Genomic DNA, 23,207 nt, shown 5'->3' with positions numbered 1-23,207 from the left:
CCCCGCACGGACGCTTGCAGGGTCCCCGGCCCCTCCTTATATACGCCAAGAAGCTGGACCGGGGGGCCTCCCCGGTCAAACCCTGGGATCGGAGCCGGAGGCCGCGAACGGATCCGCGCTCCACAATATCGCCGAAGGAAGAGGTAGATAAATATGGCCAAAGTTATCGGGATCGACCTCGGGACCACCAACTCCTGCGTCGCCATCATGGACGGGTCGCAGCCGCGGGTCATCGAGAATGCCGAAGGGGCGCGCACCACGCCCTCGATCGTTGGTTTCACGGAAGGCGAGCGGCTGGTCGGCCAGGCCGCCAAGCGCCAGGCCGTGACCAACCCGACCAACACCGTCTTCGCCGTCAAGCGCCTGATCGGCCGCCGCACCAGCGACGCCGAGGTCGAGAAGGACAAGAAGCTCGTCCCCTTCAACATCGTCGACGGTGGCAATGGCGACGCCTGGGTCGAGGTCCGCGGCGAGAAATACTCGCCCAGCCAGATCTCGGCCATGATCCTTCAGAAGATGAAGGAAACCGCCGAGAGCTACCTTGGCGAGGACGTCACCCAGGCGGTCATCACCGTCCCGGCCTATTTCAACGACGCCCAGCGCCAGGCCACCAAGGACGCCGGCAAGATCGCCGGCCTGGAAGTGCTGCGCATCATCAACGAGCCGACGGCCGCCGCGCTGGCCTACGGCCTCGACAAGAAGGACAGCAAGACGATCGCGGTCTATGACCTCGGCGGCGGCACCTTCGACATCACCATCCTGGAAATCGACGAGGGCCTGTTCGAGGTGAAGTCGACCAACGGGGATACCTTCCTCGGCGGCGAAGACTTCGACATGCGGATCGTCAACTACCTGGCCGACGAGTTCAAGAAAGAGCACGGCGTCGACCTGACCAAGGACAAGATGGCCCTGCAGCGTCTCAAGGAAGCTGCCGAGAAGGCCAAGATCGAGCTGTCGAGCTCGTCGCAGACCGAGATCAACCAGCCGTTCATCTCGATGGACGCCAACTCGGGCACGCCGCTGCACCTGGTCATGAAGCTGACCCGCGCCAAGCTGGAAAGCCTGGTCGGCGACCTGATCAAGAAGTCGATGAAGCCCTGCGACGCCGCGCTCAAGGATGCCGGCCTGTCGAAAGGCGACATCGACGAGGTCGTCCTCGTCGGCGGCATGACCCGGATGCCGAAGGTGATCGAAGAGGTCACCAAGTTCTTCGGCAAGGAGCCGCACAAGGGCGTCAACCCGGACGAGGTCGTCGCGCTCGGCGCCGCCATCCAGGCCGGCGTTCTGCAGGGCGACGTCAAGGACGTGGTCCTGCTCGACGTCACCCCGCTGTCGCTGGGCATCGAGACGCTGGGCGGCGTGTTCACCCGGCTGATCGACCGCAACACCACGATCCCGACCAAGAAGTCGCAGATCTTCTCGACCGCCGAGGACAACCAGAACGCGGTGACGATCCGGGTCTTCCAGGGCGAACGCGAGATGGCCGCGGACAACAAGCTGCTGGGCCAGTTCAACCTCGAGGACATCCCGCCGGCGCCGCGCGGCCTGCCGCAGATCGAGGTGACCTTCGACATCGACGCCAACGGCATCGTCTCGGTCAGCGCCAAGGACAAGGGCACCGGCAAGGAGCAGAAGATCACGATCCAGGCCTCGGGCGGTCTGTCGGACGAAGAGATCGAGCAGATGGTCAAGGATGCCGAGGCCAATGCCGATGCCGACAAGGAGCGCAAGGAACTGGTCGAGACCAAGAACCAGGCCGAAAGCCTGATCCACTCGACCAAGAAGTCGATCGAGGAGCACGGCGACAAGGTCGACCCGTCGACCGTCGAGGCGATCGAACTGGCCGTCGGTGCGCTGGAAGAGGCGGTGAACTCGGACGACGCCGGCAAGATCAAGGGCGCGATCCAGAACCTCACCGAAGCCTCGATGAAGCTGGGCGAGGCGATCTACAAGGCCCAGCAGGCCGAAGCCGAGGGTGGCTCGGAAGAGGCCGCGGATTCGGACGAGCCGCGCTCGGTCGATGACGACATCGTCGATGCCGATTTCGAGGATCTCGACGACGACAAGAAGCGGTCGTAACCGCGCGTATGGAATGCGTAGGGACCGGCCCGGTAACCGGGCCGGTCTCGGCGTTCCCGGAAGGGGGTTTCGATGGCTAAACGCGACTACTACGAGGTCCTGGGGGTCGAGCGCGGCGCGTCTGCCGAAGAGCTCAAGAAAGCCTACCGCCGCAAGGCGAAGGAACTGCATCCCGACCGCAACTCGGACAATCCCGACGCCGAGAACCAGTTCAAGGAAGTGAACGAGGCCTATGACGCGCTGAAGGATGCCGACAAGCGGGCGGCCTATGACCGCTACGGCCACGCCGCCTTCGAGGGCGGCATGGGCGGGGCCCGCGGCGGGCCCGGCGGCATGGGCGGCCAGGGCGATTTCGCCTCCGCCTTCTCGGACGTGTTCGAGGACCTGTTCGGCGACTTCATGGGTGGCCGCGGCGGCGGTGGCGGCCGCAGCCGGGCCCAGCGCGGTTCGGACCTGCGCTACAATCTGCGGGTGACGCTCGAGGAGGCCTACAACGGCGTTCAGAAGACGATCACCGTGCCCACCGCTGTCTCCTGCACCGTCTGCAACGGCACCGGCGCCGAGGGCGGGGCCGAGCCGGCCACCTGCCCGACCTGCTCGGGCATGGGCAAGGTGCGGGCCCAGCAGGGCTTCTTCACCGTCGAGCGGACCTGCCCGACCTGCGGCGGCATCGGCCAGATCGTCAAGAACCCGTGCAAGGCCTGCGGCGGCGCCGGCCGCGTCGAGAAGGAGCGGGCGCTGTCGGTCAACATCCCCGCGGGGGTCGAGACCGGCACCCGGATCCGGCTGGCCGGCGAGGGCGAGGCCGGGCTGCGCGGCGGCCCGACCGGCGATCTCTACATCTTCATCGAGGTGCGCGACCACCCGATCTTCCAGCGCGACGGCGTCAACCTCTACTGCCGGGTGCCGGTGGGCATCACCACCGCGGCGCTGGGGGGCGACCTGGAAGTGCCGACGATCGACGGCGGCCGTAGCCGCGTGAAGATCCCGGCCGGCAGCCAGACCGGCCGCCAGATGCGCCTGCGCGGCAAGGGCATGCCGGCCCTGCGCGGCGGCGGCTCGGGCGACATGCTGATCGAGCTGGCGGTCGAGACCCCGGTCAACCTGACCAGCCGCCAGAAGGAACTGCTGCGCGAGTTCGACGAACTCAGCGAGGACAACAACCCCGAGAGCAATTCCTTCTTCTCGAAGGTCAAGGGGTTCTGGGACGGAATGAAGGGCTGAGGCCCTGCCCCCTGGACTTGGAACGACGCCCGGCCGCTGCGCCGGGCGTTTTTCTTTTGCAAGACGTGCAAGAGCACCTTTTTCGGCTTCGGGTCACCAATGGCCCGGAATCGAGGGCGCCGCCCTTAACCCTTCCTTCACCGTCCTCTCCCTACCCTCGCCGCCATGTCGCGCGCCTTTCACGAGATCCCCCTGCCGCTCTTCGACCCCGACGAGGCCGAGGCCACGGCGCGGCCGGGAAAGCTGCCTTCCTACATCAAGGATCACCGCCGCCGGCTGCGCACGCGGTTCATGGAGGGCGGGGCCGGGGCGATGCCGGATTACGAGCTGCTCGAACTGGTCCTGTTCCGCGCCATCCCGCGGCAGGACGTCAAGCCGCTCGCCCACCGCCTGCTGGACAGCTTCGGCGATTTCAACCGCGTCCTCGCCGCCCCGGCCCACCGGCTGGCCGAGGTCCAGGGGGTCGGCGATGCCGTGGTGCAGGAGCTCAAGATCGTCGCCGCGGCGGCGCAGCGGATGGCGCGGGCGCGGGTGATGCACCGGCCGGTGCTGTCGGGCTGGGAGGCGCTGCTCGACTATTGCCACACCGCCATGGCGCATCGCGAGACCGAACAGTTCCGCGTCCTCTACCTCGACCGCAAGAACGTGCTGATCGCGGACGAGGAACAGGGGCAGGGCACCGTCGACCACGTGCCCGTTTACCCGCGCGAGGTCGTCAAGCGGGCGCTGGAGCTGAACGCCAGCGCCCTGATCCTGGTCCACAACCACCCCTCGGGCGATCCGACGCCGTCACAGGCCGATATCGCGATGACGGGGCAGATCGACGCCGCGGCGCAGACCCTGGGGCTGACCCTGCACGACCACCTGATCATCGGCAAATCGCAGGAGCTGAGCTTTCGCGCCTCGGGCTACCTGTAACGAAAGTGGGCGCGGCCCCACCTGGCCGCGCCCGTCCCCCGCCCATCCGGCAAACTCAGTTGCCGGCAACCTGGATATCGGGCAGCAGCCCGGTCAATTCGACATAGCCTCCGGTCGCGTCGCAGCCGGGCATCGAGACCGACAGGTCCTTGACCACGGGATCGCCGTTCGGCCGCGTCCGCAGGGTCTCGGCCAGCATGTCGCGGCCGCAGGTCTTGTCGGTCACCTCGGCCTCGATGGCGATCTTGACCGCGCCGTCCCTGGCGCTCAGCCGGGTCGGGTAGGTATAGACCTGCGCCAGCATCGGCAGCTCGACAGAGGCATCGCCCAGCGAGACCAGGAAGCCGGCGGCGGGCTCGGTCGCCGGCGCGGCCGAGCCCGGATTGGCGGCAGAGATGTCGCCCGGGCCGCCGTATTCGGCGCCGAATTCCAGCCCGTGCAGGTCGAAGGCGTCATCGCCGATCCACTGCACCGCGACCCGGTCGTAAAGCGACAGCTCGGGCACCTCGGCGCTGGCCGCGACCGTGTCACCGCCGGCGAACCGCACCGTGACCTCGGCGTTTTCGGTCATCGCCGGCAGCTGGACCGTCAGCGCGCCCTTGGCGTCGGTCTGCGCGGTGAAGGCCAGCCCGCCATGGCGGATCACCACCCGCTGGGAGGCGTGACAGGGCGCCGCGAGCGTCAGGCTCAGCATCGCGCCGGGGGTGACGGTCAGAGACGCCTTGGCCGGCGCGCAGCTGGCCGTCAACGGCGCCGGCGTGACCGTCCCGCCCGGCAGCGGCCCGACCGGCTGGTCGGCGGCATGCGGCGCGGGGGCCACCGGCGCGCGCAGGGCCGGCGGCGGGCTCGAAATGAACTTGGGCATCACCGGCATCGGCATCGGTGCCGTCGCCTGGGCCGAGAGCGGCTCGACCTTGATCTCCGCCCCTTGCGTCACGGCATCGGCCGTCACCGCATCGGCGACCTTGGTCGCGGCGGCGGGCGCGGCCGGGCTTTTCGCGACCGGAGCCATCGCCACCGGGGCCTTGACCGGCGCCTTGATGACAGATGCCGTCGAGGCCGACGGCTTCGGAGCCGGATCGCCCTGCTGCATCGTCTGCATGACCTGTCCCGTGGCCGCGGCCAGGAAAAACGTCGCGGCGACCAGGGAAACCTTCCGAATCAGCTTCATTGCTGCCTCCGTTGCCCATCTGACATTCTCTTCAGACTAGGCAGCGATCACGGCGTGGCGATGACCCGGCCGTGTCAGGAAACAGACCGTTTCCCGACGCCGCAGAGGCATAATTCTTTAATTATTCCAATTGATTATGCATCCGGCTCGCCGGGCGTGTCACGCTTTCGCCCGATTCCGGACGCCCCCGCGGACGCCAGATCCGGGCGGCCCCCGCCGGGCCCGCCCGCGTTTCCCGCTCCGCTCAGGCCAGCCGGCCGTGGCAGTGCTTGAACTTCCGGCCCGAGCCGCAGGGGCAGGGATCGTTGCGGCCGGGATTGCCCCAGGTCGACGGGTCGTTCTCGTCGAAGCCGAGGCGCTGCGGGCCCGGCGGCGAGACCGGCTCGGGCTCGCCCGGGGGCATGCCGCCAAGCTGGGCCTGCTCCTCGGCGAACTGGCGCATCATCTCTTCCTGCTCTTCCTGGCTCAGCGGCCGCACTTGCGACAGCTGCTGGGTGACGTCACCGCGCAGGCTGTTGAGCATAGACTCGAACAGGGTGAAGGACTCGGTCTTGTACTCGTTCAGCGGGTCGCGCTGGGCATAGCCGCGGAACCCGATGACCGAGCGCAGGTGCTCCAGCGTCAGCAGGTGTTCGCGCCACTTGGCGTCGATGGTCTGCAGCAGCAACTGCTTCTCGATGTTGCGCATGGTCTCGGCGCCGAAGGCCTCGGTCTTCTCGGCCATCATCTTGTCGGAGGCCTCGTAGAGCCGCTCGCGCATCGCTTCCTGGTCGACGCCCTCCTCGTCGGCCCAATCGCTGACCGGCACGTCCAGCGACAGCTTCTCGATGACGGCGTTGTGCAGCCCGTCGCTGTCCCACTGGTCGGCATAGGTCTTGGGCGGCAGGTAGATGTCGACCAGATCGTCGATCACCTGGTGGCGCATGTCCTCGACCACGTCCGAGAGGTCGTCGGATTCCATGATCTCGCGCCGCTGCGAGAAGATCACCTTGCGCTGGTCGTTCATCACGTCGTCGAACTTCAGGAGCTGCTTGCGGATGTCGAAGTTGCGCGCTTCGACCTTCGCCTGCGCCTTCTCGAGCGACTTGTTGACCCAGGGGTGGACGATCGCCTCGCCCTCTTTCATGCCCAGCTTGGAGAGCACGGAATCGAGCCGCTCCGAGCCGAAGATCCGCATCAGGTCGTCTTCCAGCGACAGGAAGAAGACCGAGCGGCCCGGGTCGCCCTGGCGGCCGGAACGGCCGCGCAGCTGGTTGTCGATGCGCCGGCTCTCGTGCCGCTCTGTGGCCAGAACGTAGAGGCCGCCGGCCTCGATCACCTTCTTCTCTTCCTCGGCATGCTGCGCCTCGATCCGCTTGCGGACCTCGTCGGGGTCGGCTTCCGGATCGGCGTCGAGCGCCTCCATCACCTGCATCTCGACATTGCCGCCCAGCTTGATGTCGGTACCGCGGCCGGCCATGTTGGTGGCGATGGTCACCGCGCCCAGCTTGCCGGCATCGGCGACGATCTTGGCTTCCTGCTCGTGGTGGCGGGCGTTGAGCACGTTATGCGGCACGCCGGCGGCGGTCAGCAGGTTCGACAGCTCTTCCGACTTCTCGATCGAGGTGGTGCCGACCAGGATCGGCTGGCCCTTGGCATGGGCTTCCTTGATCGACTCGATGATGCCGTCGTATTTCTCGCGCGTGGTGCGGTAGACCTGGTCGTGCTCGTCGATCCGGGCGATCGGCTTGTTGGTCGGCACCTCGACGACGCCCAGCTTGTAGATCTCGGCGAATTCCTCGGCCTCGGTCAGCGCGGTGCCGGTCATCCCGGCCAGCTTGTCGTAGAGGCGGAAGTAGTTCTGGAAGGTCACCGAGGCCAGGGTCACGTTCTCGGGCTGGATCTCGACGCCTTCCTTGGCCTCGATCGCCTGGTGCAGACCGTCCGACAACCGCCGGCCCTTCATCATCCGGCCGGTGAATTCGTCGATCAGCATCACCTCGCCGTCGCGGACGATATAGTCCCTGTCCTTGAGGAACAGCACGTGGGCGCGCAGCGCCTGGGTGACGTGGTGGACGATGGTGGTCGATTCCGGGTCGTAGAGCGACTGGCCCTCGGGCAGCAGACCGCTGTCGTGCAGGCGCTGCTCGATGAACTCGTTGCCTTCCTCGTTGAAGGTCACGGTGCGCTGCTTCTCGTCCAGTTCGTAATGCTCGGGCGTCACCTCGGGGATGAACTTGTCGATGGTGACGTAGAGATCCGAGCGGTCCTGGCTCGGCCCCGAGATGATCAGCGGCGTGCGCGCCTCGTCGATCAGGATCGAGTCGACCTCGTCGACAATCGCGTAGAAGTGATCGCGCTGGGTCATTTCCTCGACCGACGACTTCATGTTGTCGCGCAGGTAATCGAATCCCAGCTCGTTGTTGGTGGCGTAGGTGATGTCGGCCTGGTAGGCGGCGCGCTTTTCCTCGTCGGGCTGGTAGGGATAGACGACGCCGGTGGTCAGGCCGAGCTGGGCATAGACCTTGCTCATCCAGTCGGCGTCGCGCTTGGCCAGGTAATCGTTGACCGTGACGACATGCACGCCCTTGCCGGCCAGCGCGTTCAGATAGGCCGGGAAGGTGGCGACCAGGGTCTTGCCCTCGCCGGTCTTCATCTCGGCGATGTTGCCCTGGTGCAGGAAGATGCCGCCCAGCAGCTGGACGTCGAAGGCGCGCAGGCCAAGCGCCCGCTTGGCGCCCTCACGGCAGTTGGCAAAGGCCTCGGGCAGCAGCTTGTCGAGGCTCTCGCCTTCCTGGTAGCGGCGCTTGAACTCTTCCGTCTTGGCGACGATCTCCTCGTCCGAGAGCTTCTCGAACTCGGGCTCAAGAGCGTTGATTTTCGCGACCAGCGGACGGGTGGCCTTGACCTTGCGGTCATTGGCGGTGCCGAGCACCTTCTTGGCGAGACTTCCGAACCCGAGCATGTTTTCTCCGCTTGGCGGTTCCTGACAGCATCGTGTGGCAACTACGCCTTGCCGGTCCGTCCGGCCTTGCCTAGAAGGGCAGTGCAGGCCGGAAGTCCATGCCACGCGACGTTTGCGATGTAAGGGGCTGCCGGAACAGTGTCAACGTCGCGGGACCGCGCGGCGATCGCAGGAAAGGACTGAGATGTCGAAACAGGCGAAATTCTGGCTCGGGGTTGCTTTGTCGCTGTCTCTGGCGGCACCGGCGCTGGCCGACACGGCTGCCACGACGACCGACGCCAAAGCCCCGACCGCCGATACCGTGGTGGCCACCGTCAACGGCACCGACATTACCCTGGGCAGCATGATCGCGCTGCGTGACCAGCTCCCGGCGCAGTACAAGCAACTGCCCGACGACGTGCTGTTCAAGGGCATCCTCGACCAACTGGTCCAGCAGGAGCTTCTGGCCCAGTCGGCCAAGGGCAAGCTGACCAAGAAGGACAAGATCGCGCTGGCCAACAGCGAGCGTGCCTTCATCGCCAGCACCATGCTGAACCGGGTCGAGAAGGCCGCGATCACCGAGGACGCGCTGAAGAAGGCCTATGACGCGAAATACGCCGACTTCAAGCCGGACACCGAGTATCACGCCGCCCACATCCTGGTGAAGACCGAGAAAGAGGCCGAGGATCTCAAGGCCAAGATCGACGGCGGCGCCGATTTCGCCAAGCTGGCCGAGGCAGATTCCAAGGATCCGGGCTCGGCCAAGCGCGGCGGCGATCTGGGCTGGTTCGGCAAGGGCATGATGGTCAAGCCCTTCGAGGACGCGGTCACCAAGATGAAGCCGGGCGAGGTGGTCGGCCCGATCAAGACCCAGTTCGGCTGGCACCTGATCAAGCTGATGGACACCCGCCCGACCAAGCCGCCGAAACTGGACGCCGTGCGCGGCGAGCTGAGCAAGAAGATCGGCCAGGAGGCCGTCGCCGCCGAGCTGGCCAAGCTCAAGGACGGCGCCAAGATCACCGAGAACGACAAGGGCATTGACCCGGCCGTGCTGAAGGATCAAACCCTCCTGAAGGACTGATCCCTCAGGAGAGACGGCATGGCCAAGAAGGACCGGAACTGGAAGGCCGAGGCGAAGAAACTCAAGGCGAAGCTGAAGAAGCTGCGCGCCGAGAACGCCACCGAAGCCAAGCCGGCCAAGGCCGCGCCCGCCGTCTCTCCCCTCGCCCCCGCCGGCGGCTTTCCCGAGCTGCCGGTGATCGACGGGGTCGAGTTCGCCACCGTCGCGGCCGGGGTGCGCTATTCCGGCCGGACCGACGTGATGCTGGCCCGAATGGCCCCCGGCACCGCCATCGCCGGCGTCTTCACCCGCTCGGCCACCCGCGCCGCCTGCGTTCTCGATTGCCAGGCCAAGCTGGCCGGGCCGGTCGATAGCGCCGCCGGCGCCGCGATCATCGTCAATTCCGGCAACGCCAACGCCTTCACCGGCGCCAACGGCCAGGCCTCGGTCGATCGCGTCACCGGGGCGGTGGCCGAAGCCCTCGACATGCCGGCCACACGCGTCTTCTCCTCCTCGACCGGCGTCATCGGAGAGCCGCTGCCGCATGACCGCATCACCGCCAGGATCGCCGAGCTGAAGGCCGGGCTGAGCGCCGATGCGATCGAGCCGGCAGCGCGGGCGATCATGACCACCGACACCTTCCCGAAAGGCGCCAGCACCGAGATCGAGGCCGAGGGCGGCCCGATCCGCATCGCCGGCATCGCCAAGGGCTCGGGCATGATCGCACCCGACATGGCGACGATGCTGGTCTATATCTTCACCGACGCCAAGATCGCCCCGGCCACGCTGCAGAAGATGCTGTCGCGCAATGTCGGCGACACTTTCAACGCCATCACCGTGGACAGCGACACCTCGACCTCGGACGCGCTGATCCTCGCCGCCACCGGCCGCAGCGCCGCGACCGAGATCAAGGACCTGCGCAGCACCAATGCCAAGGCCTTCGAAGCCGCGCTGCGCGAGGTGATGACCGATCTCGCCCATCAGGTGGTGCGGGACGGCGAGGGCGCGACCAAGTTCGTCGAGGTGCGCGTGACCGGCGCCGCCGGCCCGGCGGATGCCCGCAAGGTCGCGCTCGCCATCGCCAATTCGCCGCTGGTCAAGACCGCCATCGCCGGCGAGGACGCCAATTGGGGCCGCGTCGTCATGGCCGTCGGCAAGTCCGGCGCCAAGGCCGACCGCGACCGGCTCACGATCCGCTTCGGCGACATCCTGGTTGCCGAGAAGGGCTGGCGCGCGCCGGAATACAGCGAGGAAGAGGCGAGCGCCTACATGAAGCGCGACGAACTGGTGATCTCGGTCGATCTCGGGCTGGGCGAGGCCGCCCAGACGGTCTGGACCTGCGATCTGACCCACGGCTATATCGACATCAACGCGGATTACCGGTCCTGATGAAAGTGCTGCTGGTTTCCGCCGTCGCCCTGATCGACGTCGACGGCCGCGTGCTGCTGGCGCAGCGGCCCGAGGGCAAGTCGATGGCCGGGCTGTGGGAATTTCCCGGCGGCAAGGTCGAGCCGGGCGAGACGCCCGAGGCGGCGCTGATCCGCGAGCTCAAGGAAGAACTCGGGATCGACACCTGGGCCAGCTGCCTGGCGCCGTTGACCTTCGCCAGCCACGGCTATGACGATTTCCACCTGCTGATGCCCCTATTCGCCTGCCGCAAGTGGGAGGGCATCCCGCATGGCCACGAGGGCCAGACCCTGAAATGGGTGCGGGCGAAGGACCTGCGCGACTACCCGATGCCCCCGGCCGACATCCCGTTGATCCCGATCCTGCGCGACTGGCTCTGACCGGCGCGGCCCGGCCGAAGTTCCATCAAAGAGCGCATTGGGCCACCCCAGCGCAATCGCCGGGTAGGGCCGGCCCGGCGGCGAGATGTTCAAACTATGCTAAAGAGTGAGGCAGTACATACCAATTATTGATGATTTCTTAACGTGATTACGATAATATTGTGACATCGGTTTCTTTGGGGAAGGAAACATCATGCTTCGGACGATCACGCTGGGAAGCTGCGTCTCGGTGCAGGGGACTTTCGTTCGCAACATGGCGAATGGCAAGATCGCCGTGCGGGTCGGAGACAAGACCTTCGTCGGCTATCCGATCAGCAAGAAGGCCGCGTAATCAAGCGACCCGCCCGCCGCAGGCATGGCGGGCATGGAGGGCGGCGGAGGGGACAGCGCCGCCATCACAACTGCCACCACCACGAAGAAAGGCCGGAGCGTGTGCTCCGGCCCTTTTTCATTTCGGACGACAGGACGAGGCAACCCTAGGTCAGGTTGCGCTCGACCTCCTCGCGCTCGAAGATCTCGATCACGTCGCCGACGCGGATGTCCTCGTAATTCTCGAAGGCCATGCCGCATTCCTGACCCGACTGCACTTCCTTGACCTCGTCCTTGAAGCGCTTGAGGGTCTTCAGCGTGCCTTCGTGGATCACCACGTCGTCGCGCAGCAGGCGCACGCCGGCCGAGCGCCGGGCGACACCCTCGGTGACCAGGCAGCCGGCCACCTTGCCGACGCCGGAGACCTTGAAGACCTCGCGGATCTCGGCATAGCCGATGAAGGTCTCGCGGATCTCGGCCGACAGCAGGCCCGAGGCCGCCGCCTTCACGTCGTCGACGAGGTCGTAGATCACGCTGTAGTAGCGGATTTCCACGCCCTTCTGGTTGGCGGCGTTCCGGGCCGAGGCATTGGCGCGGACGTTGAAGCCGATGATCGGCGCGCCCGAGGCTTCGGCCAGGCCGACATCGGTGTCGGTGATGGCGCCGACGCCCGAATGCAGCACGCGCACGCGCACCTCTTCGTTGCCGATCTTCTCGAGCGCCTGGACGATCGCCTCGGCCGAGCCCTGCACGTCGGCCTTCACCAGCACCGGCAGCTCGGCGACGTTCTCGTCGGCCTTGGCCTTGGCCATCAGCTGTTCCAGCGTGGTCGCGGCGCCGGCGGCGGCACGCTTGTCCTTGGCGGCCTCCTGGCGGTACTCGGCGATCTCGCGCGCCTGGGCCTCGGTCTCGACGACGTTGAGCACATCGCCGGCCTCGGGCGTGCCGTTCAGGCCCAGCACCTCGACCGGCACCGACGGCCCGGCCTCGTTGACCCGGTCGCCGCGGTCGTTGATCAGCGCCCGCACCTTGCCCCATTGTTCACCGACGACGAAGATGTCGCCGCGCTTGAGCGTGCCGTTCTGGACCAGGACGGTGGCCACCGGGCCGCGCCCGACATCCAGCTGCGCCTCGATCACCGCGCCCTGGGCGGCCCGGCTCGGGTTGGCCTTGAGCTCGAGGATCTCGGCCTGCAGCGCGATCGCTTCCAGCAGCTGGTCAAGGCCCTTGCCGGTCTTGGCCGACACCTCGACGTCCTGGACCTCGCCCGACAGCTCCTCGACGATCACCTCGTGCTGCAGCAGCTCGGTGCGCACCTTCTGGGGGTCGGCCTCGGGCTTGTCGCACTTGTTGATCGCCACGATCAGCGGCACCCCGGCCGCCTTGGCGTGGTTGATCGCCTCGATGGTCTGCGGCATCACCGAATCGTCGGCGGCGACAACGAGGACCACGATATCGGTCACGTTGGCGCCGCGGGCGCGCATCGAGGTGAAGGCCGCGTGGCCGGGCGTGTCGAGGAAGCTCAGCACCGCCCCGCTCTCGGTCGTCACCTGGTAGGCGCCGATATGCTGGGTGATGCCGCCGGCCTCGCCCGAGACGACATTGGCGTTGCGAATCGCGTCGAGCAGCGAGGTCTTGCCGTGGTCGACATGGCCCATGATGGTGATGACCGGCGGCCGCGGCTGCAGGTCCTCGGGCTTGTCCTCGACCTGGTCGATGACCTGCTCGACATCGGCGTCCGAGACACGCACGGCCTTGTGGCCGAATTCCTCGATCACCAGTTCGGCGGTGTCGGCGTCGATGGTCTGGTTCATGTTGACCATCATGCCCATCTTCATCAGCGACTTGACCACGTCGGCGGCCCGTTCGGCCATCCGGTTGGCAAGTTCCTGCACGACGATGGTTTCCGGCAGCTGAACCTCGCGCACCTGCTTCTCGGCGCGCTGGGGCATGCCCATCGCCTTCTGCCGGGCGCGTTCCTGCTTGCGCTTCATCGCGGCCAGCGAGCGTTGACGCCCGCCTTCGCCCGACAGCGCCTCGTTCAGCGTCAGCTTGCCCGAGCGACGGTTGTCGCCGCCCTTGCTCTTGCCGCGGTCGGCACGGTCGGCACGCTCATCGCGGCTGCGGGCCTTGCGCGCGGGCTGGGCGGCCTTGCCGCCGCCACGCTGCTGCTGCTGCTCGGCCGCCTCGGCGTCGGCCGGCGTCGGAGCGGGAGCCGCAGGCGCCTCTTTCTTGGCCTTCTCGGCCTTGGCACGGGCTTCGGCCTCGGCCTTGGCGCGGGCCTCTTCCTCGGCCTTGAGGCGCAGCGCCTCTTCGCGCTCGCGCTCTTCGCGTTCCTTGGCCTCGATTTCCTCGCGGCGGCGCTGGCGCTCTTCCTCGCGCGCCTTCTCCTCGGCAGCCCGCTTGGCGGCCTCGTCGGCCTCGCGCGCCTTGGCGGCCTGAACCGCCTTCAGACGGCGCTCCATCTCGGCATCGCTGATGCCGCCCGGGCGCTTCGAGGGATCGCCGCGGTGCGGCGCGGAACCCTGGCCACCGGACGACTGCGCACCCGGCTTGGGCACGACAACGCGCTTGCGCTTCGTCTCGACCACCACGCTCTTGGTCCGGCCGTGGCTGAAGCTCTGCTTCACCTGCCCCGAACGGGCGCCGCCAAGACCAAGGGTTTTCTTACCGTCTGTATCGCTCATACGTCTTTCGTATCCTTCCCGACGGCCTTGCCGCCGATCCCACCGCGCAATCCGGCGAGTCTTGCCGCATCCTGTACAACACGGGACGCGAGTCCACCAGCGGCAAGCGCGCCGTGTATCGCATGTTCACGTCCAAATGCCAAACCCAATTCCTGGGCCGTGAGGCAGTCGAAATAGCGCCCGCCCTCGGGGGTCCAGAGCTTGGACTTTCCCCGGGCGGAACCGTCCGAGGCCTGCAACAGAATCTTGGCCTCGCCCTTGGCCAGCCAGTCCTTGACCTTCTCGAAGCCGCAAACCGCTTCCCCGGCCTTGCGGGCGAGCGAGACCAGCTCGACCACGCGCCGGGCCAGCACCGCCTCGGTCTCGTCGGCCAGATCGTCAGGCACCGTCACCGGCCGCTTTGCCGCACGTGCGAAAAGACCCTTGCTGACGGCCTTTTCCAGCGCCTTGCGATCGGCCGAGACCCAGATGCCCCGTCCGGGCAGGCGTTCGAGCACGTCGGGCACCACGCGCCCGTCCGGCGCCACCACGAAACGGATGAGGCCGAACTTGGGTCCGGTCTCGCCCGTCGCGATGCAGCGCCGTTCCGGGCCGTCGCCCTGGCTCTTGTGGCCGCCGCGGGTCACCGCGCGCCCCCGGCTCAGGCCTCTGCCTCCTCTTCGGCCTCCCCTTCGCCGGGCGCATCCTCCGCCTCGGCTTCCAGATCGGCCGGATCGACCCAGCCCAGCAGGATTCGCGCGGTCATCACCAGATGCTGCGCCTCTTCCAGGCTGACGTCAAACTTCTCCAGCACGCCCTCGTCCTTGACCCGCTCGCCGTTCACCGTGGTCCAGCCGCCGGCCAGTTCCCAGTCGGCGCAGGTGGCGAAGTCTTCCAGCGTCAGCACGCCGTCCTCGGCCAGCGCCTCGACCATCTGCGGGGTCAGGCCCTCGAACGCGACCAGGCTGTCCTCGACACCCAGTTCCTTGGCGTGCTCCAGCGCCTTGCGGTTCATCTCCTCGATGCAATCGCGGGCGCGGGCCTGCAGCTCCTCGGCGGTGCCTTCGTCGAAACCGTCGATCGCCAGCAGCTCGTCCATCTCGACATAGGCCACTTCCTCGAGGCTGGTGAAGCCCTCGGCCACCAACAGTTGGGCAATCATCTCGTCGACATCAAGGGTGTCCATGAACAGCTGGGTCCGCTCGGCGAACTCGGCCTGGCGGCGGGCGCTCTCGTCCGCCTCGGTCATGATGTCGATGTCGAGCCCGGTCAGCTGGCTGGCCAGGCGCACGTTCTGGCCGCGGCGGCCGATGGCGAGGCTCTGCTGCATGTCGGGCACCACGACCTCGATCTTGCCGGCTTCCTCGTCGATGACGACCTTGGAAATCTCGGCCGGCTGCAGCGCGTTGACCAGGAAGGTCGCCTGATCCTCGTTCCACGGGATGATGTCGATCTTCTCGCCCTGGAGCTCGTTGACGACGGCCTGCACCCGGCTGCCGCGCATGCCGACGCAGGCGCCGACCGGATCGATCGAGCCGTCATAGGAGATCACGGCGATCTTGGCGCGCGAGCCCGGGTCGCGGGCCACGGCCTTGATCTCGATGATGCCGTCGTAGATTTCCGGCACTTCCATCTTGAACAGCTCGGCCATGAACTGCGGGTCGGTGCGGCTGAGGAAGATCTGCGGCCCGCGGGCCTCGCGCCGGACATCCTTGATATAGGCGCGGATGCGGTCGTTCGGGCGGTAGCTCTCGCGGCCGATCTTCTCGTTGCGGCGCAGGATGCCTTCGCCGCGGCCGATATCGACGATGATGTTGCCGTATTCCTCGCGCTTGACGATGCCGTTGATGATCGTGCCCTTGCGGTCCTTGAACTCTTCGAACTGGCGGTCGCGCTCGGCCTCGCGCACCTTCTGCAGGATCACCTGCTTGGCGCTCTGGGCGGCGATCCGGCCCATGTCGACCGGCGGCACCTCGTCGACGATCTCGTCGCCGACCTGCGGATCGGCCAGGTATTGCTTGGCCTGGTCGACGGTCAGCTCGGCCTGGTAGTTCTCGACCGCGTCATCCTCGACCACGGTGCGGACGCGGGTGAAGGTCGCCCGGCCGGTCTTGCGGTCGATGGCGACCCGGATGTCCATCTCGGCGCCGTAGCGCGACTTGGCGGCCCGGGCGAGGCTTTCCTCCATCGCCTGGATCACCAGGTCGGGGTCGATCATCTTCTCGCGCGCCACCGCCTCGGCGGTCTGCAGAAGCTCGAGCTGGTTGGCAGAGGTAATCGCCATGGGTCACTCCTCCTCGGAAGCGGTGTCGTCGTTGTTGTCGGTTTCGATCTCGTCGAACTGGGTCTCGTCGATCGCGCCGCCGGCCTTCTTCTGGCGCAGCATCTCGGTGATCAGCTCGTCGGTCAGGATCAGCTTGGCATCGGAGAGCCAGTCGAACTTGAGCCCGATGGTGACCGGCTCGCCGTGTTCGACGATCTCGATCAGCACCTCGTCGCCCTCGATGCCACGCAGCATGCCCTTGAAGCGGCGGCGGCCGTCGATCAGCTCGGTGGTCTCGATCCGGGCCTCGTAATCCTGCCAGATGTCGAAATCCTTCAGCCGGGTCAGCGGCCGGTCGATGCCGGGCGAGGACACCTCGAGGACATAGGCGTCCTCGATCGGGTCCTCGACATCCATCACCGCCGAGACGGCGGTCGAGATCCTGGCACAGTCATCGACCTCGATCCCGCCCTCGGGGCGGTCGGCCATGATCTGCAGGGTCCGCGTCTTGCCGCCCATCAGGCGCAGGCGGACAAGCTCGAACCCCAGCCCTTCGATGGCGGGGGTGACGATCTCGGCCAGGCGCCGGTCGATGGCGGTTTTCGCGATCAGGTCGGTCATACGGGTCTTTCGGAAATAAAAAAACGGGCGCTGCGGCCCGTCACACGTCTCCGGTGGTGCCTGAGGTTTGGACCCCCAAGCGCCGCTTGTTGAGGTCGATATACGCATCTTGGGACGAGTCTGCAAGGGGGAGTAGGCGACGTGAGTGTCTAGCGCCTTGGCAGCTTCTTGGCCTCCTTGGCCAAGGCTGCGATACTTTCGTCTGCCACGCGATGACGTTGCGCTTTGCGCTCAACATTCCACTTGGCATATTCTCCGTGGGCCTTGTTCTTTGCGGCCTCCGTGGAGACGCTGCCACCAGCTGTCAGCACAGATCGTCCCAGCTGCGCCAACTGCCGGTCGAGAAGTTCACGCGCATCGCTCATCATGACGAGACGCCCGACAGAAAGCTGGTCTTCGAAAATGTCCAGCAGGATCGTCGTCAACCGGTTAAGCTCCCGGATCTCCCCTTCCACAAGATAGTTCTTGGACACAGTCACGTCTGACTTGCGGATGTTATCATTCGCCCAGCTCTGCAGGCCCATGTTTTCATCCTCGTGATCGGCGCGCGTGGCGACAATCTCGGATGGCGTGTGAGACGTGACGGCATAGACCAGCTTCGCTTGTGTCCTTTGGAAGAAGTCCAGCGCAGCTGACGAACTGCCATCATAGTCCTGACACATCGCGCAAATGCGCCGCAGCTCGCGATAGACATTCGCTTCGTCCGAGCGGATGTCGCGGATGATTTCGCGTAGTTCGGCAATGCGGTCGGCGTTTTCCGGGTTCTTCAGCCGAACGGCGTCAATCACGAAACCCTTCTTAGCGTATTGGACGAGGATACCCGTCGCCCAGCGCCGGAATAGCGTCGCTTGCGCCGAGGAAACCCGGTAGCCGACCGAGATCACCATATCGAGGCTGTATATCGAAGCAGGACGCCCATAACTTGTGTGCACTTTCTTCACACAAGTCTCTTCATCAAGCTCCCCTTCCTCGATGATGTTAAGAATGTGCTTGGTAATTGACGTCCGATCCCGCCCGAACATCTCGGCCATCTGTGCTTGCGTCATCCACAGCGTTTCGCCCTCGAACTTGATGTCGAGTTGAATACCCTTGTTGGATGCGTAAACGAGGAAACGGTCTCCTGTGTCCTCGTCTTCGATCAAATGGATGGGACCTTCGCTCATTTGATCTGCCATCGCGTGTTCCGTGAACATAATAGGAACACCCTAGCCACCCCGCACTCTCAGGTCAAATGCCGTTCGCCTCAAACGAACCGGTTGACCAGGTTCTCCAGCCGCTCCTGCCGGCCCGATTGCGGCTTGGGCCGCAGGTCCCGCCCCAGCACCTTCGCCGTGATCTCGTCGAGCGACGAGTTCAGCATCGCCTGGGCCTCGGCCGTCTCCCAGCCCGCGTAGCGCGCCTTGCGCGCCGCCTCCAGGGAGCCGTCCTCGAGCATCGCCGCCGCCGCCTTCAGGCCGCGGGCGCAGACGTCCATCGCCCCGGCATGGGCCAGCACCAGGTCCTCGGGATCGAGAGACTGGCGCCGCAGCTTGGCGTCGAAATTGGTGCCGCCGGTGGTGAAGCCACCCGCCTTGAGGATCTCGTAATAGGCCAGCGCCACCTCGGGCACGTTGCTGGGGAACTGGTCGGTGTCCCAGCCCGACTGGTAGTCGTTGCGGTTCATGTCGATCGAGCCGAAGATGCCGTGCGTCACCGCCGTGGCGATCTCGTGCTCGAAGCTGTGCCCGGCGAGGATCGCGTGGCCCTGCTCGATATTCATCTTCACCTCGTTCTCGAGGCCGTATTTCTGCAGGAAGGCGTAGCAGGTCGAGACGTCGTAATCGTATTGGTGCTTCGAGGGTTCCTGCGGCTTGGGCTCGACCAGGATCGTGCCCTTGAAGCCGATCTTGTGCTTGTGCTCGACCACCATGGTGAGGAACCGCCCCATATGGTCGAGTTCCTGCCCCAGATCGGTGTTGAGCAGCGTCTCGTAGCCCTCGCGCCCGCCCCACAGCACGTAGTTTTCGCCGCCCAGCTTGTGGGTGGCGTCGAGGCAGGATTTCACCGTCGCGGCGGCGAAGGCGAAGACGTCCGGGTCGGGATTGGTGCTCGCCCCCGCCATCCAGCGGCGATGGGTGAACATGTTGGCGGTGCCCCAAAGGAGGCGCGTGCCGACCTCCTCCATCTTGCCGCCGATATAGTCGGTGATCTCGTTCAGGGTCCGCAGGTTGTCGGCGTAATTGCCGGTCTCGGGCCGGATATCGGCGTCGTGCCAGCAGAAGAACGGCTGGCCGAGAATGCGGAACATCTCGAAGGCGATGTCGGCCTTGAGCCGGGCATGCGCCATCGTGTCCTGCGGGTGCCAGGGCCGGATGAAGGTGGCGCCGCCGAACGGGTCGTTGCCCTCCCAGGCGAAGCTGTGCCACCAGGCGACGGCGAAGCGCAGCTGGTCCTCCATCCGCTTGCCCATCACGATCTCGTCGGGATTGTAGTGGTGGAAGGCGAATTCGTTATCGCTCTCCGGCCCCTCGTAGCGCAGTTGGGGAATGCCCTTGAAGAAATCGGTCATGTCAGATCCTTGATCGCGGTTTGCGCCGCCCGGTAGCGGGCATGCGCGGCATCGAAAGCCCCGGTCAGGGCCGGGTCGGGTTCAAAGGTGCGGGCGATGGCCGGGGCGGTGGCGATCTCGGCCCCGGCGCCGGTCGCCGCCATGATCGCCAGCCGCGCCGCGCCGAAGGCACCGCCGAAATCTCCGGCGACGGGCAGTTGCACCGGCACGTTCAGCGCGGTCGCCATCAACTCCAGCCAATAGGCGGAATGCGAGCCGCCGCCGACCGCCAGCAGGCTGTCGATCGTGGTCCCGGTCGCGGCCAGCGCATCGCGACAGTCGCGGATGGCGAAGGTGACGCCTTCCAGCACGGCGCAGGTGGCGGCGGCGCGGTCGGTCGCGTGCTCCAGCCCGATGAAGGCGCCGCGGATGCCGGCATCGTTGAGCGGCGTCCGCTCGCCGCCGAGATAGGGCAGGAACAGGGTCTTGGTCGGCGCCTGCAGGTCGCCCAGCCCGCCGGTCAGTTCCGCCGCGTCCGAGCCGGTCAGCCGCGCATACCAGTTCAGCGCATCGGTGGCGGCGAGGATCACCCCCATCTGGTGCCATGTCCCCGGCAGGGCATGGCAGAAGGTGTGCACCGCCGTCTCCGGCGCCGGGCGGTAGCCGTCATTGGCGGCGAACAGCACGCCCGAGGTGCCCAGCGAGACGAAGGCCTCGCCCGCCCGGACCACGCCGACGCCGACGCCCGAGGCGGCGTTGTCGCCACCGCCGCCGGCGACCACGACCTCCGGCGACAGGCCGAACCGCTGCGCCAGTTCCGGGCGCAGGGTGCCGGAAACCTCCGAGCCCTCGACCAGCCGCGGCATCGCCGCCCGGCTCAGCCCGGTCGCCGCCAGCAGCTCGTCCGACCAGTCGCGCGCGCCGGTGTCGAGCCAGCTGGTGCCGGCGGCATCCGACATCTCGGCGACATGCTCTCCGGTCAGCCACAGCCGCAGGTAGTCCTTGGGCAGCAGCACCCTGGCGACCTTGTCGAAGATCGCCGGCTCGTGGCGCTGCACCCAGACCAGCTTGGGCGCGGTGAAGCCGGGGAAGACGATGTTGCCGGTGATCTGGCGAAACCTCGGATCGGCGTCGAGCTCGGCCGCCTCCGCGAAACTGCGGGTGTCGTTCCACAGGATACAGGGCCGCAGCACCTCGTCCGAGGCATCGAGCAGGGTCGCGCCGTGCATCTGGCCCGACAGGCCGATCGCCCTGACATCGGCCAGCGACCGCTCGGCAGCCAGCGCCTCGAACGCCGTTTCGGCGGCGGCGATCCAGTCGGCGGGCGACTGCTCCGACCAGCCATCGGCCGGCCGGCTGACGGTCAGCGGCGCCGACGCCTCGGCCAGCACCGCCTGATCGGCGTCGATCAGGATCGCCTTGAGGCCGGAGGTTCCCAGATCGAGCCCGAGAAAGGTCACGCCGCCTTCTCCGGCTTCTTGCCCAGGATGATCATTCCCAGCAGGTCGTCCTCGGTCACCTCGCCGACATTCACCGTGCCGACCAGCTGGCCGTTCTTCATCACGCTGGCCCGGTCGCAGAGCAGCTTGACCTGGTGGATGTCGTGGTCGATCAGGAAGATGCCGATGCCCTGGCGCTTCAGCTCGCCGATCAGCTCGGCCACCATGTTGGTCTCGGCCACGCCGAGCGCCGCGGTCGGCTCGTCCATGATCAGGATCTTGGCGTCGAAATAGACCGCGCGGGCGATGGCGACCGACTGGCGCTGACCGCCCGACAGGGCCGCAACCGGCGTCGTGTAGCGCCGGAAGTTGGGGTTCAGCCGGCCCATGATCTTGCGGGTCTCGGCCTCCATATGGGCGTCGTCCACCAGCCCGGTCCGCGTCACCAGCTCGCGCCCGAGAAACATGTTCGAGGCGGCATCGAGATTGTCGGCCAGCGCCAGCGTCTGGTAGATCGTCTCGATATTGTAGGCGCGGGCGTCGCGCGGGTTGTTGATCACCGCTTCCTTGCCGTTGATGAAGATCTGGCCGCCATCGCGCTGGATCGCGCCCGAGAGCATCTTCATCAGCACCGACTTGCCGGCGCCGTTATGGCCCAGGATGCCCACCACCTCTCCCGGGTAGAGATCGACGGAGACGTGGTCGACGGCCTTGATGCCGCCGAAGGATTTCTGCATGTCGCGCATCTCGACCAGCGGCGGGATGCCCTTGGCGCGTTGTTCGTCTGCCGTAATCATTTCTTCAGTGCTCCCAGCCGCTGGCGATAGACGATGTCGATATAGACGGCGACAACGAGGACGACGCCGACGACGATGTTCTGAAGCGGCGCGTCGACGCCGACCATCGCCATGCCCGATTGCAGCGACTGCATGATCAGCGCGCCGAGGATGGCGCCGTAGATGGTGCCGACGCCGCCCGACAGGGCCGTGCCGCCGATCACCGCCGCCGCGATCACCCGCAGCTCGTCCAGAGTGCCGATGTCGTTCGAGTGAAAGCCCAGCCGGGCCGAGGCGACGACCGCCGACAGGCCGCAGAGCCCGCCCATCAGGGCGAAGATCTTCACCGTCAGCAGCCGCGTGTTGATGCCCGACAGCTCGGCCGCCTCGGGGTTGCCGCCGGCGGCGAAGATATAGCGGCCCAGCCGGGTGCGGCTGGCAACGATGGTCATCAACACCGCCAGCGCCGCCAGCAGCAGCACCGAGACCGGGATGCCGTAGCCGGCGGTGAAGCCGTCCGGCATCACCTCGCCGCGCGCCGCGAACATGCGGCGCAGCCGGGCGGCCGGGATCTCGTAGGCGTTCAGGACGGCGACGAAGCCGAAGATCACCGCGGTGACGATCGCGGCCATGGAATACTCGGCCCAGAGCGGCTTGACCGGGAAGTCATGGGTCAGCTTGCGGCGGCGCGCGTTCCACATGCCGTAGAACGAGGCCAGCACGGCCAGGACGCCGACGACCCAGGACCAGTGCACGCCCAGCGTGCCGTTGATGCCGCCGAACAGTTTGAAATTCTCGTCCAGCGGGCCGATGGTCTGGCCGCTGGTCATGTACCAGGCGACGTTGCGCCAGACCAGAAGCCCGCCCAGGGTGACGATGAAGGCAGGCACGGTCAGGTAGCCGATCAGCCAGCCCTGGAAAGCACCGATGACCACGCCGGTGACCAGCCCGGCGACGATGGCGATCGGCGCGATCAGCGGGCTGCCGAAATCGAAGCCGGGCACGTGCGGCAGGATATCGGTCTGGGTGACCGCCATCACCGCCGAGCAGGTCGCCAGCAGCGAGCCGACCGACAGGTCGATATGGCGGTTGACGATGACGAAGACCATGCCGGTCGCCATGATCGCGACGCTGACGGTCTGGATCGTCAGGTTGAAGATGTTGCGCGGGGTCAGAAAGCGCCCGTCGGTGACCAGATGGAAGGTGATGCACAGGACGATGAAGGCCCCGATCATCCCCAGCAGGCGGGTGTCGAGTTCGAGCGACTCGAGCAGGTTCTTCTTCTGGCCGTTGCCGGCGGCCTGGACCGTAGCTGACATGATGATGTCCCTGAGAATGGGGTCGCGCCGCGGACTTGCGGGCAAGCGTTCGGCCGGGAAGGTCCGGCGAACAGGGCGGCGCGACAAGGTTCAGGGGGCCGCGCGGGCCCCCCGCAGCGCGAGAC

Annotated in this window: 18 protein-coding genes; 7 read left to right on the top strand and 11 right to left on the bottom strand. The window is 66.6% G+C overall.

Going from position 1 to position 23,207, the window contains the following annotated elements; all coding sequences use genetic code 11:
* Positions 1-153 precede the first annotated feature (153 nt).
* The 3 genes from dnaK (at position 154) to radC (ending at position 4,221) form a co-directional block, all read left to right on the top strand.
* Positions 154-2,079, top strand: a complete 1,926-nt coding sequence (gene dnaK / locus ACFOES_RS02840; protein ID WP_377831649.1) for a molecular chaperone DnaK — start codon at positions 154-156, stop codon at positions 2,077-2,079.
* Between the two features lie 72 nt (positions 2,080-2,151).
* On the top strand, positions 2,152-3,303 hold the full coding sequence (gene dnaJ, locus ACFOES_RS02835; RefSeq protein ID WP_377831648.1) for a molecular chaperone DnaJ: 1,152 nt from the start codon (positions 2,152-2,154) through the stop codon (positions 3,301-3,303).
* A gap of 165 nt (positions 3,304-3,468) precedes the next feature.
* Entirely contained in the window at positions 3,469-4,221 is a 753-nt protein-coding gene (gene radC, locus ACFOES_RS02830; RefSeq protein WP_377831647.1) for a RadC family protein, read from the top strand.
* A gap of 55 nt (positions 4,222-4,276) precedes the next feature.
* Here radC and ACFOES_RS02825 read toward each other — a convergent pair whose 3' ends face one another.
* Together ACFOES_RS02825 and secA are read right to left on the bottom strand one after the other, a co-directional pair.
* Positions 4,277-5,392: a hypothetical protein gene (locus tag ACFOES_RS02825; protein WP_377831646.1), complete on the bottom strand. Its 1,116-nt coding sequence runs from the start codon at positions 5,390-5,392 to the stop codon at positions 4,277-4,279.
* Between the two features lie 244 nt (positions 5,393-5,636).
* The gene (secA, locus tag ACFOES_RS02820) at positions 5,637-8,336 is read right to left on the bottom strand and encodes a preprotein translocase subunit SecA (protein WP_377831645.1); all 2,700 of its coding nucleotides are present in this window, start codon (positions 8,334-8,336) and stop codon (positions 5,637-5,639) included.
* 184 nt (positions 8,337-8,520) lie between these two features.
* Here secA and ACFOES_RS02815 point away from each other — a divergent pair, with 184 nt between their 5' ends.
* The 4 genes from ACFOES_RS02815 to ACFOES_RS02800 all read left to right on the top strand — a co-directional run bounded on the left by ACFOES_RS02815 (position 8,521) and on the right by ACFOES_RS02800 (position 11,493).
* Positions 8,521-9,396 carry a peptidylprolyl isomerase gene (locus ACFOES_RS02815; RefSeq protein WP_377831644.1) on the top strand — a complete coding sequence of 292 codons (876 nt, stop codon included), beginning with the start codon at positions 8,521-8,523 and terminating at the stop codon, positions 9,394-9,396.
* 18 nt (positions 9,397-9,414) lie between these two features.
* Positions 9,415-10,764: a bifunctional glutamate N-acetyltransferase/amino-acid acetyltransferase ArgJ gene (gene argJ, locus ACFOES_RS02810; RefSeq protein WP_377831643.1), complete on the top strand. Its 1,350-nt coding sequence runs from the start codon at positions 9,415-9,417 to the stop codon at positions 10,762-10,764.
* Positions 10,764-11,162 carry an 8-oxo-dGTP diphosphatase MutT gene (mutT, locus tag ACFOES_RS02805; protein ID WP_377831642.1) on the top strand — a complete coding sequence of 133 codons (399 nt, stop codon included), beginning with the start codon at positions 10,764-10,766 and terminating at the stop codon, positions 11,160-11,162. The genes argJ and mutT overlap by 1 nt, the downstream gene beginning before the upstream one ends.
* A 193-nt stretch (positions 11,163-11,355) precedes the next feature.
* Complete coding sequence (locus tag ACFOES_RS02800; RefSeq protein WP_377831641.1) at positions 11,356-11,493, top strand: hypothetical protein; 138 nt, start codon at positions 11,356-11,358, stop codon at positions 11,491-11,493.
* A gap of 145 nt (positions 11,494-11,638) precedes the next feature.
* On the opposite strand, the gene infB is transcribed toward ACFOES_RS02800, so the two are convergent.
* From infB to ACFOES_RS02755, 9 genes are all read right to left on the bottom strand, one after another.
* A complete protein-coding gene (infB, locus tag ACFOES_RS02795) occupies positions 11,639-14,158 on the bottom strand; it encodes a translation initiation factor IF-2 (RefSeq protein ID WP_377831640.1) in 2,520 nt (839 codons plus the stop codon).
* Positions 14,155-14,784, bottom strand: coding sequence for an RNA-binding protein (locus ACFOES_RS02790; protein WP_377831639.1), 630 nt, complete (start codon positions 14,782-14,784; stop codon positions 14,155-14,157). Before ACFOES_RS02790 ends, infB begins: the two co-directional genes overlap by 4 nt.
* Positions 14,785-14,798: 14 nt before the next feature.
* On the bottom strand, positions 14,799-16,421 hold the full coding sequence (gene nusA / locus ACFOES_RS02785) for a transcription termination factor NusA (RefSeq protein ID WP_377831638.1): 1,623 nt from the start codon (positions 16,419-16,421) through the stop codon (positions 14,799-14,801).
* Between the two features lie 3 nt (positions 16,422-16,424).
* The gene (rimP, locus tag ACFOES_RS02780; RefSeq protein WP_377831637.1) at positions 16,425-17,021 is read right to left on the bottom strand and encodes a ribosome maturation factor RimP; all 597 of its coding nucleotides are present in this window, start codon (positions 17,019-17,021) and stop codon (positions 16,425-16,427) included.
* Between the two features lie 149 nt (positions 17,022-17,170).
* On the bottom strand, positions 17,171-18,196 hold the full coding sequence (gene rhuM, locus ACFOES_RS02775; protein ID WP_377831636.1) for a RhuM family protein: 1,026 nt from the start codon (positions 18,194-18,196) through the stop codon (positions 17,171-17,173).
* Positions 18,197-18,264: 68 nt separating this feature from the next.
* Positions 18,265-19,569, bottom strand: coding sequence for a xylose isomerase (xylA, locus tag ACFOES_RS02770; protein ID WP_377831635.1), 1,305 nt, complete (start codon positions 19,567-19,569; stop codon positions 18,265-18,267).
* Positions 19,566-21,008 (bottom strand): xylulokinase, encoded by a 1,443-nt coding sequence (gene xylB / locus ACFOES_RS02765; protein WP_377831634.1) that lies wholly within the window; start codon positions 21,006-21,008, stop codon positions 19,566-19,568. Before xylB ends, xylA begins: the two co-directional genes overlap by 4 nt.
* Positions 21,005-21,784, bottom strand: coding sequence for an ATP-binding cassette domain-containing protein (locus ACFOES_RS02760; RefSeq protein WP_377831633.1), 780 nt, complete (start codon positions 21,782-21,784; stop codon positions 21,005-21,007). Before ACFOES_RS02760 ends, xylB begins: the two co-directional genes overlap by 4 nt.
* A complete protein-coding gene (locus tag ACFOES_RS02755) occupies positions 21,781-23,082 on the bottom strand; it encodes a sugar ABC transporter permease (protein ID WP_377831632.1) in 1,302 nt (433 codons plus the stop codon). The genes ACFOES_RS02760 and ACFOES_RS02755 overlap by 4 nt, the downstream gene beginning before the upstream one ends.
* Positions 23,083-23,207: the final 125 nt, after the last annotated feature.

The sequence above is a fragment of the Acidimangrovimonas pyrenivorans genome (assembly GCF_042643245.1).
Classification (GTDB): Bacteria; Pseudomonadota; Alphaproteobacteria; order Rhodobacterales; family Rhodobacteraceae; genus Acidimangrovimonas; species Acidimangrovimonas pyrenivorans.
The sequence above is the reverse complement of the archived record's forward strand: the minus strand, read 5'-3'. Positions and strand labels throughout refer to the sequence as shown.

Coding starts and splice junctions, on each gene's coding strand:
- argJ (WP_377831643.1), top strand. CDS start 9,415: ATGGCCAAGAAGGACCGGAACTGGAAGGCCGAGGCGAAGAAACTCAAG.
- dnaJ (WP_377831648.1), top strand. CDS start 2,152: ATGGCTAAACGCGACTACTACGAGGTCCTGGGGGTCGAGCGCGGCGCG.
- ACFOES_RS02825 (WP_377831646.1), bottom strand. CDS start 5,392: ATGAAGCTGATTCGGAAGGTTTCCCTGGTCGCCGCGACGTTTTTCCTG.
- secA (WP_377831645.1), bottom strand. CDS start 8,336: ATGCTCGGGTTCGGAAGTCTCGCCAAGAAGGTGCTCGGCACCGCCAAT.
- rimP (WP_377831637.1), bottom strand. CDS start 17,021: ATGACCGACCTGATCGCGAAAACCGCCATCGACCGGCGCCTGGCCGAG.
- ACFOES_RS02755 (WP_377831632.1), bottom strand. CDS start 23,082: ATGTCAGCTACGGTCCAGGCCGCCGGCAACGGCCAGAAGAAGAACCTG.
- rhuM (WP_377831636.1), bottom strand. CDS start 18,196: ATGGCAGATCAAATGAGCGAAGGTCCCATCCATTTGATCGAAGACGAG.
- radC (WP_377831647.1), top strand. CDS start 3,469: ATGTCGCGCGCCTTTCACGAGATCCCCCTGCCGCTCTTCGACCCCGAC.
- xylA (WP_377831635.1), bottom strand. CDS start 19,569: ATGACCGATTTCTTCAAGGGCATTCCCCAACTGCGCTACGAGGGGCCG.
- ACFOES_RS02760 (WP_377831633.1), bottom strand. CDS start 21,784: ATGATTACGGCAGACGAACAACGCGCCAAGGGCATCCCGCCGCTGGTC.
- nusA (WP_377831638.1), bottom strand. CDS start 16,421: ATGGCGATTACCTCTGCCAACCAGCTCGAGCTTCTGCAGACCGCCGAG.
- ACFOES_RS02800 (WP_377831641.1), top strand. CDS start 11,356: ATGCTTCGGACGATCACGCTGGGAAGCTGCGTCTCGGTGCAGGGGACT.
- infB (WP_377831640.1), bottom strand. CDS start 14,158: ATGAGCGATACAGACGGTAAGAAAACCCTTGGTCTTGGCGGCGCCCGT.
- ACFOES_RS02815 (WP_377831644.1), top strand. CDS start 8,521: ATGTCGAAACAGGCGAAATTCTGGCTCGGGGTTGCTTTGTCGCTGTCT.
- mutT (WP_377831642.1), top strand. CDS start 10,764: ATGAAAGTGCTGCTGGTTTCCGCCGTCGCCCTGATCGACGTCGACGGC.
- dnaK (WP_377831649.1), top strand. CDS start 154: ATGGCCAAAGTTATCGGGATCGACCTCGGGACCACCAACTCCTGCGTC.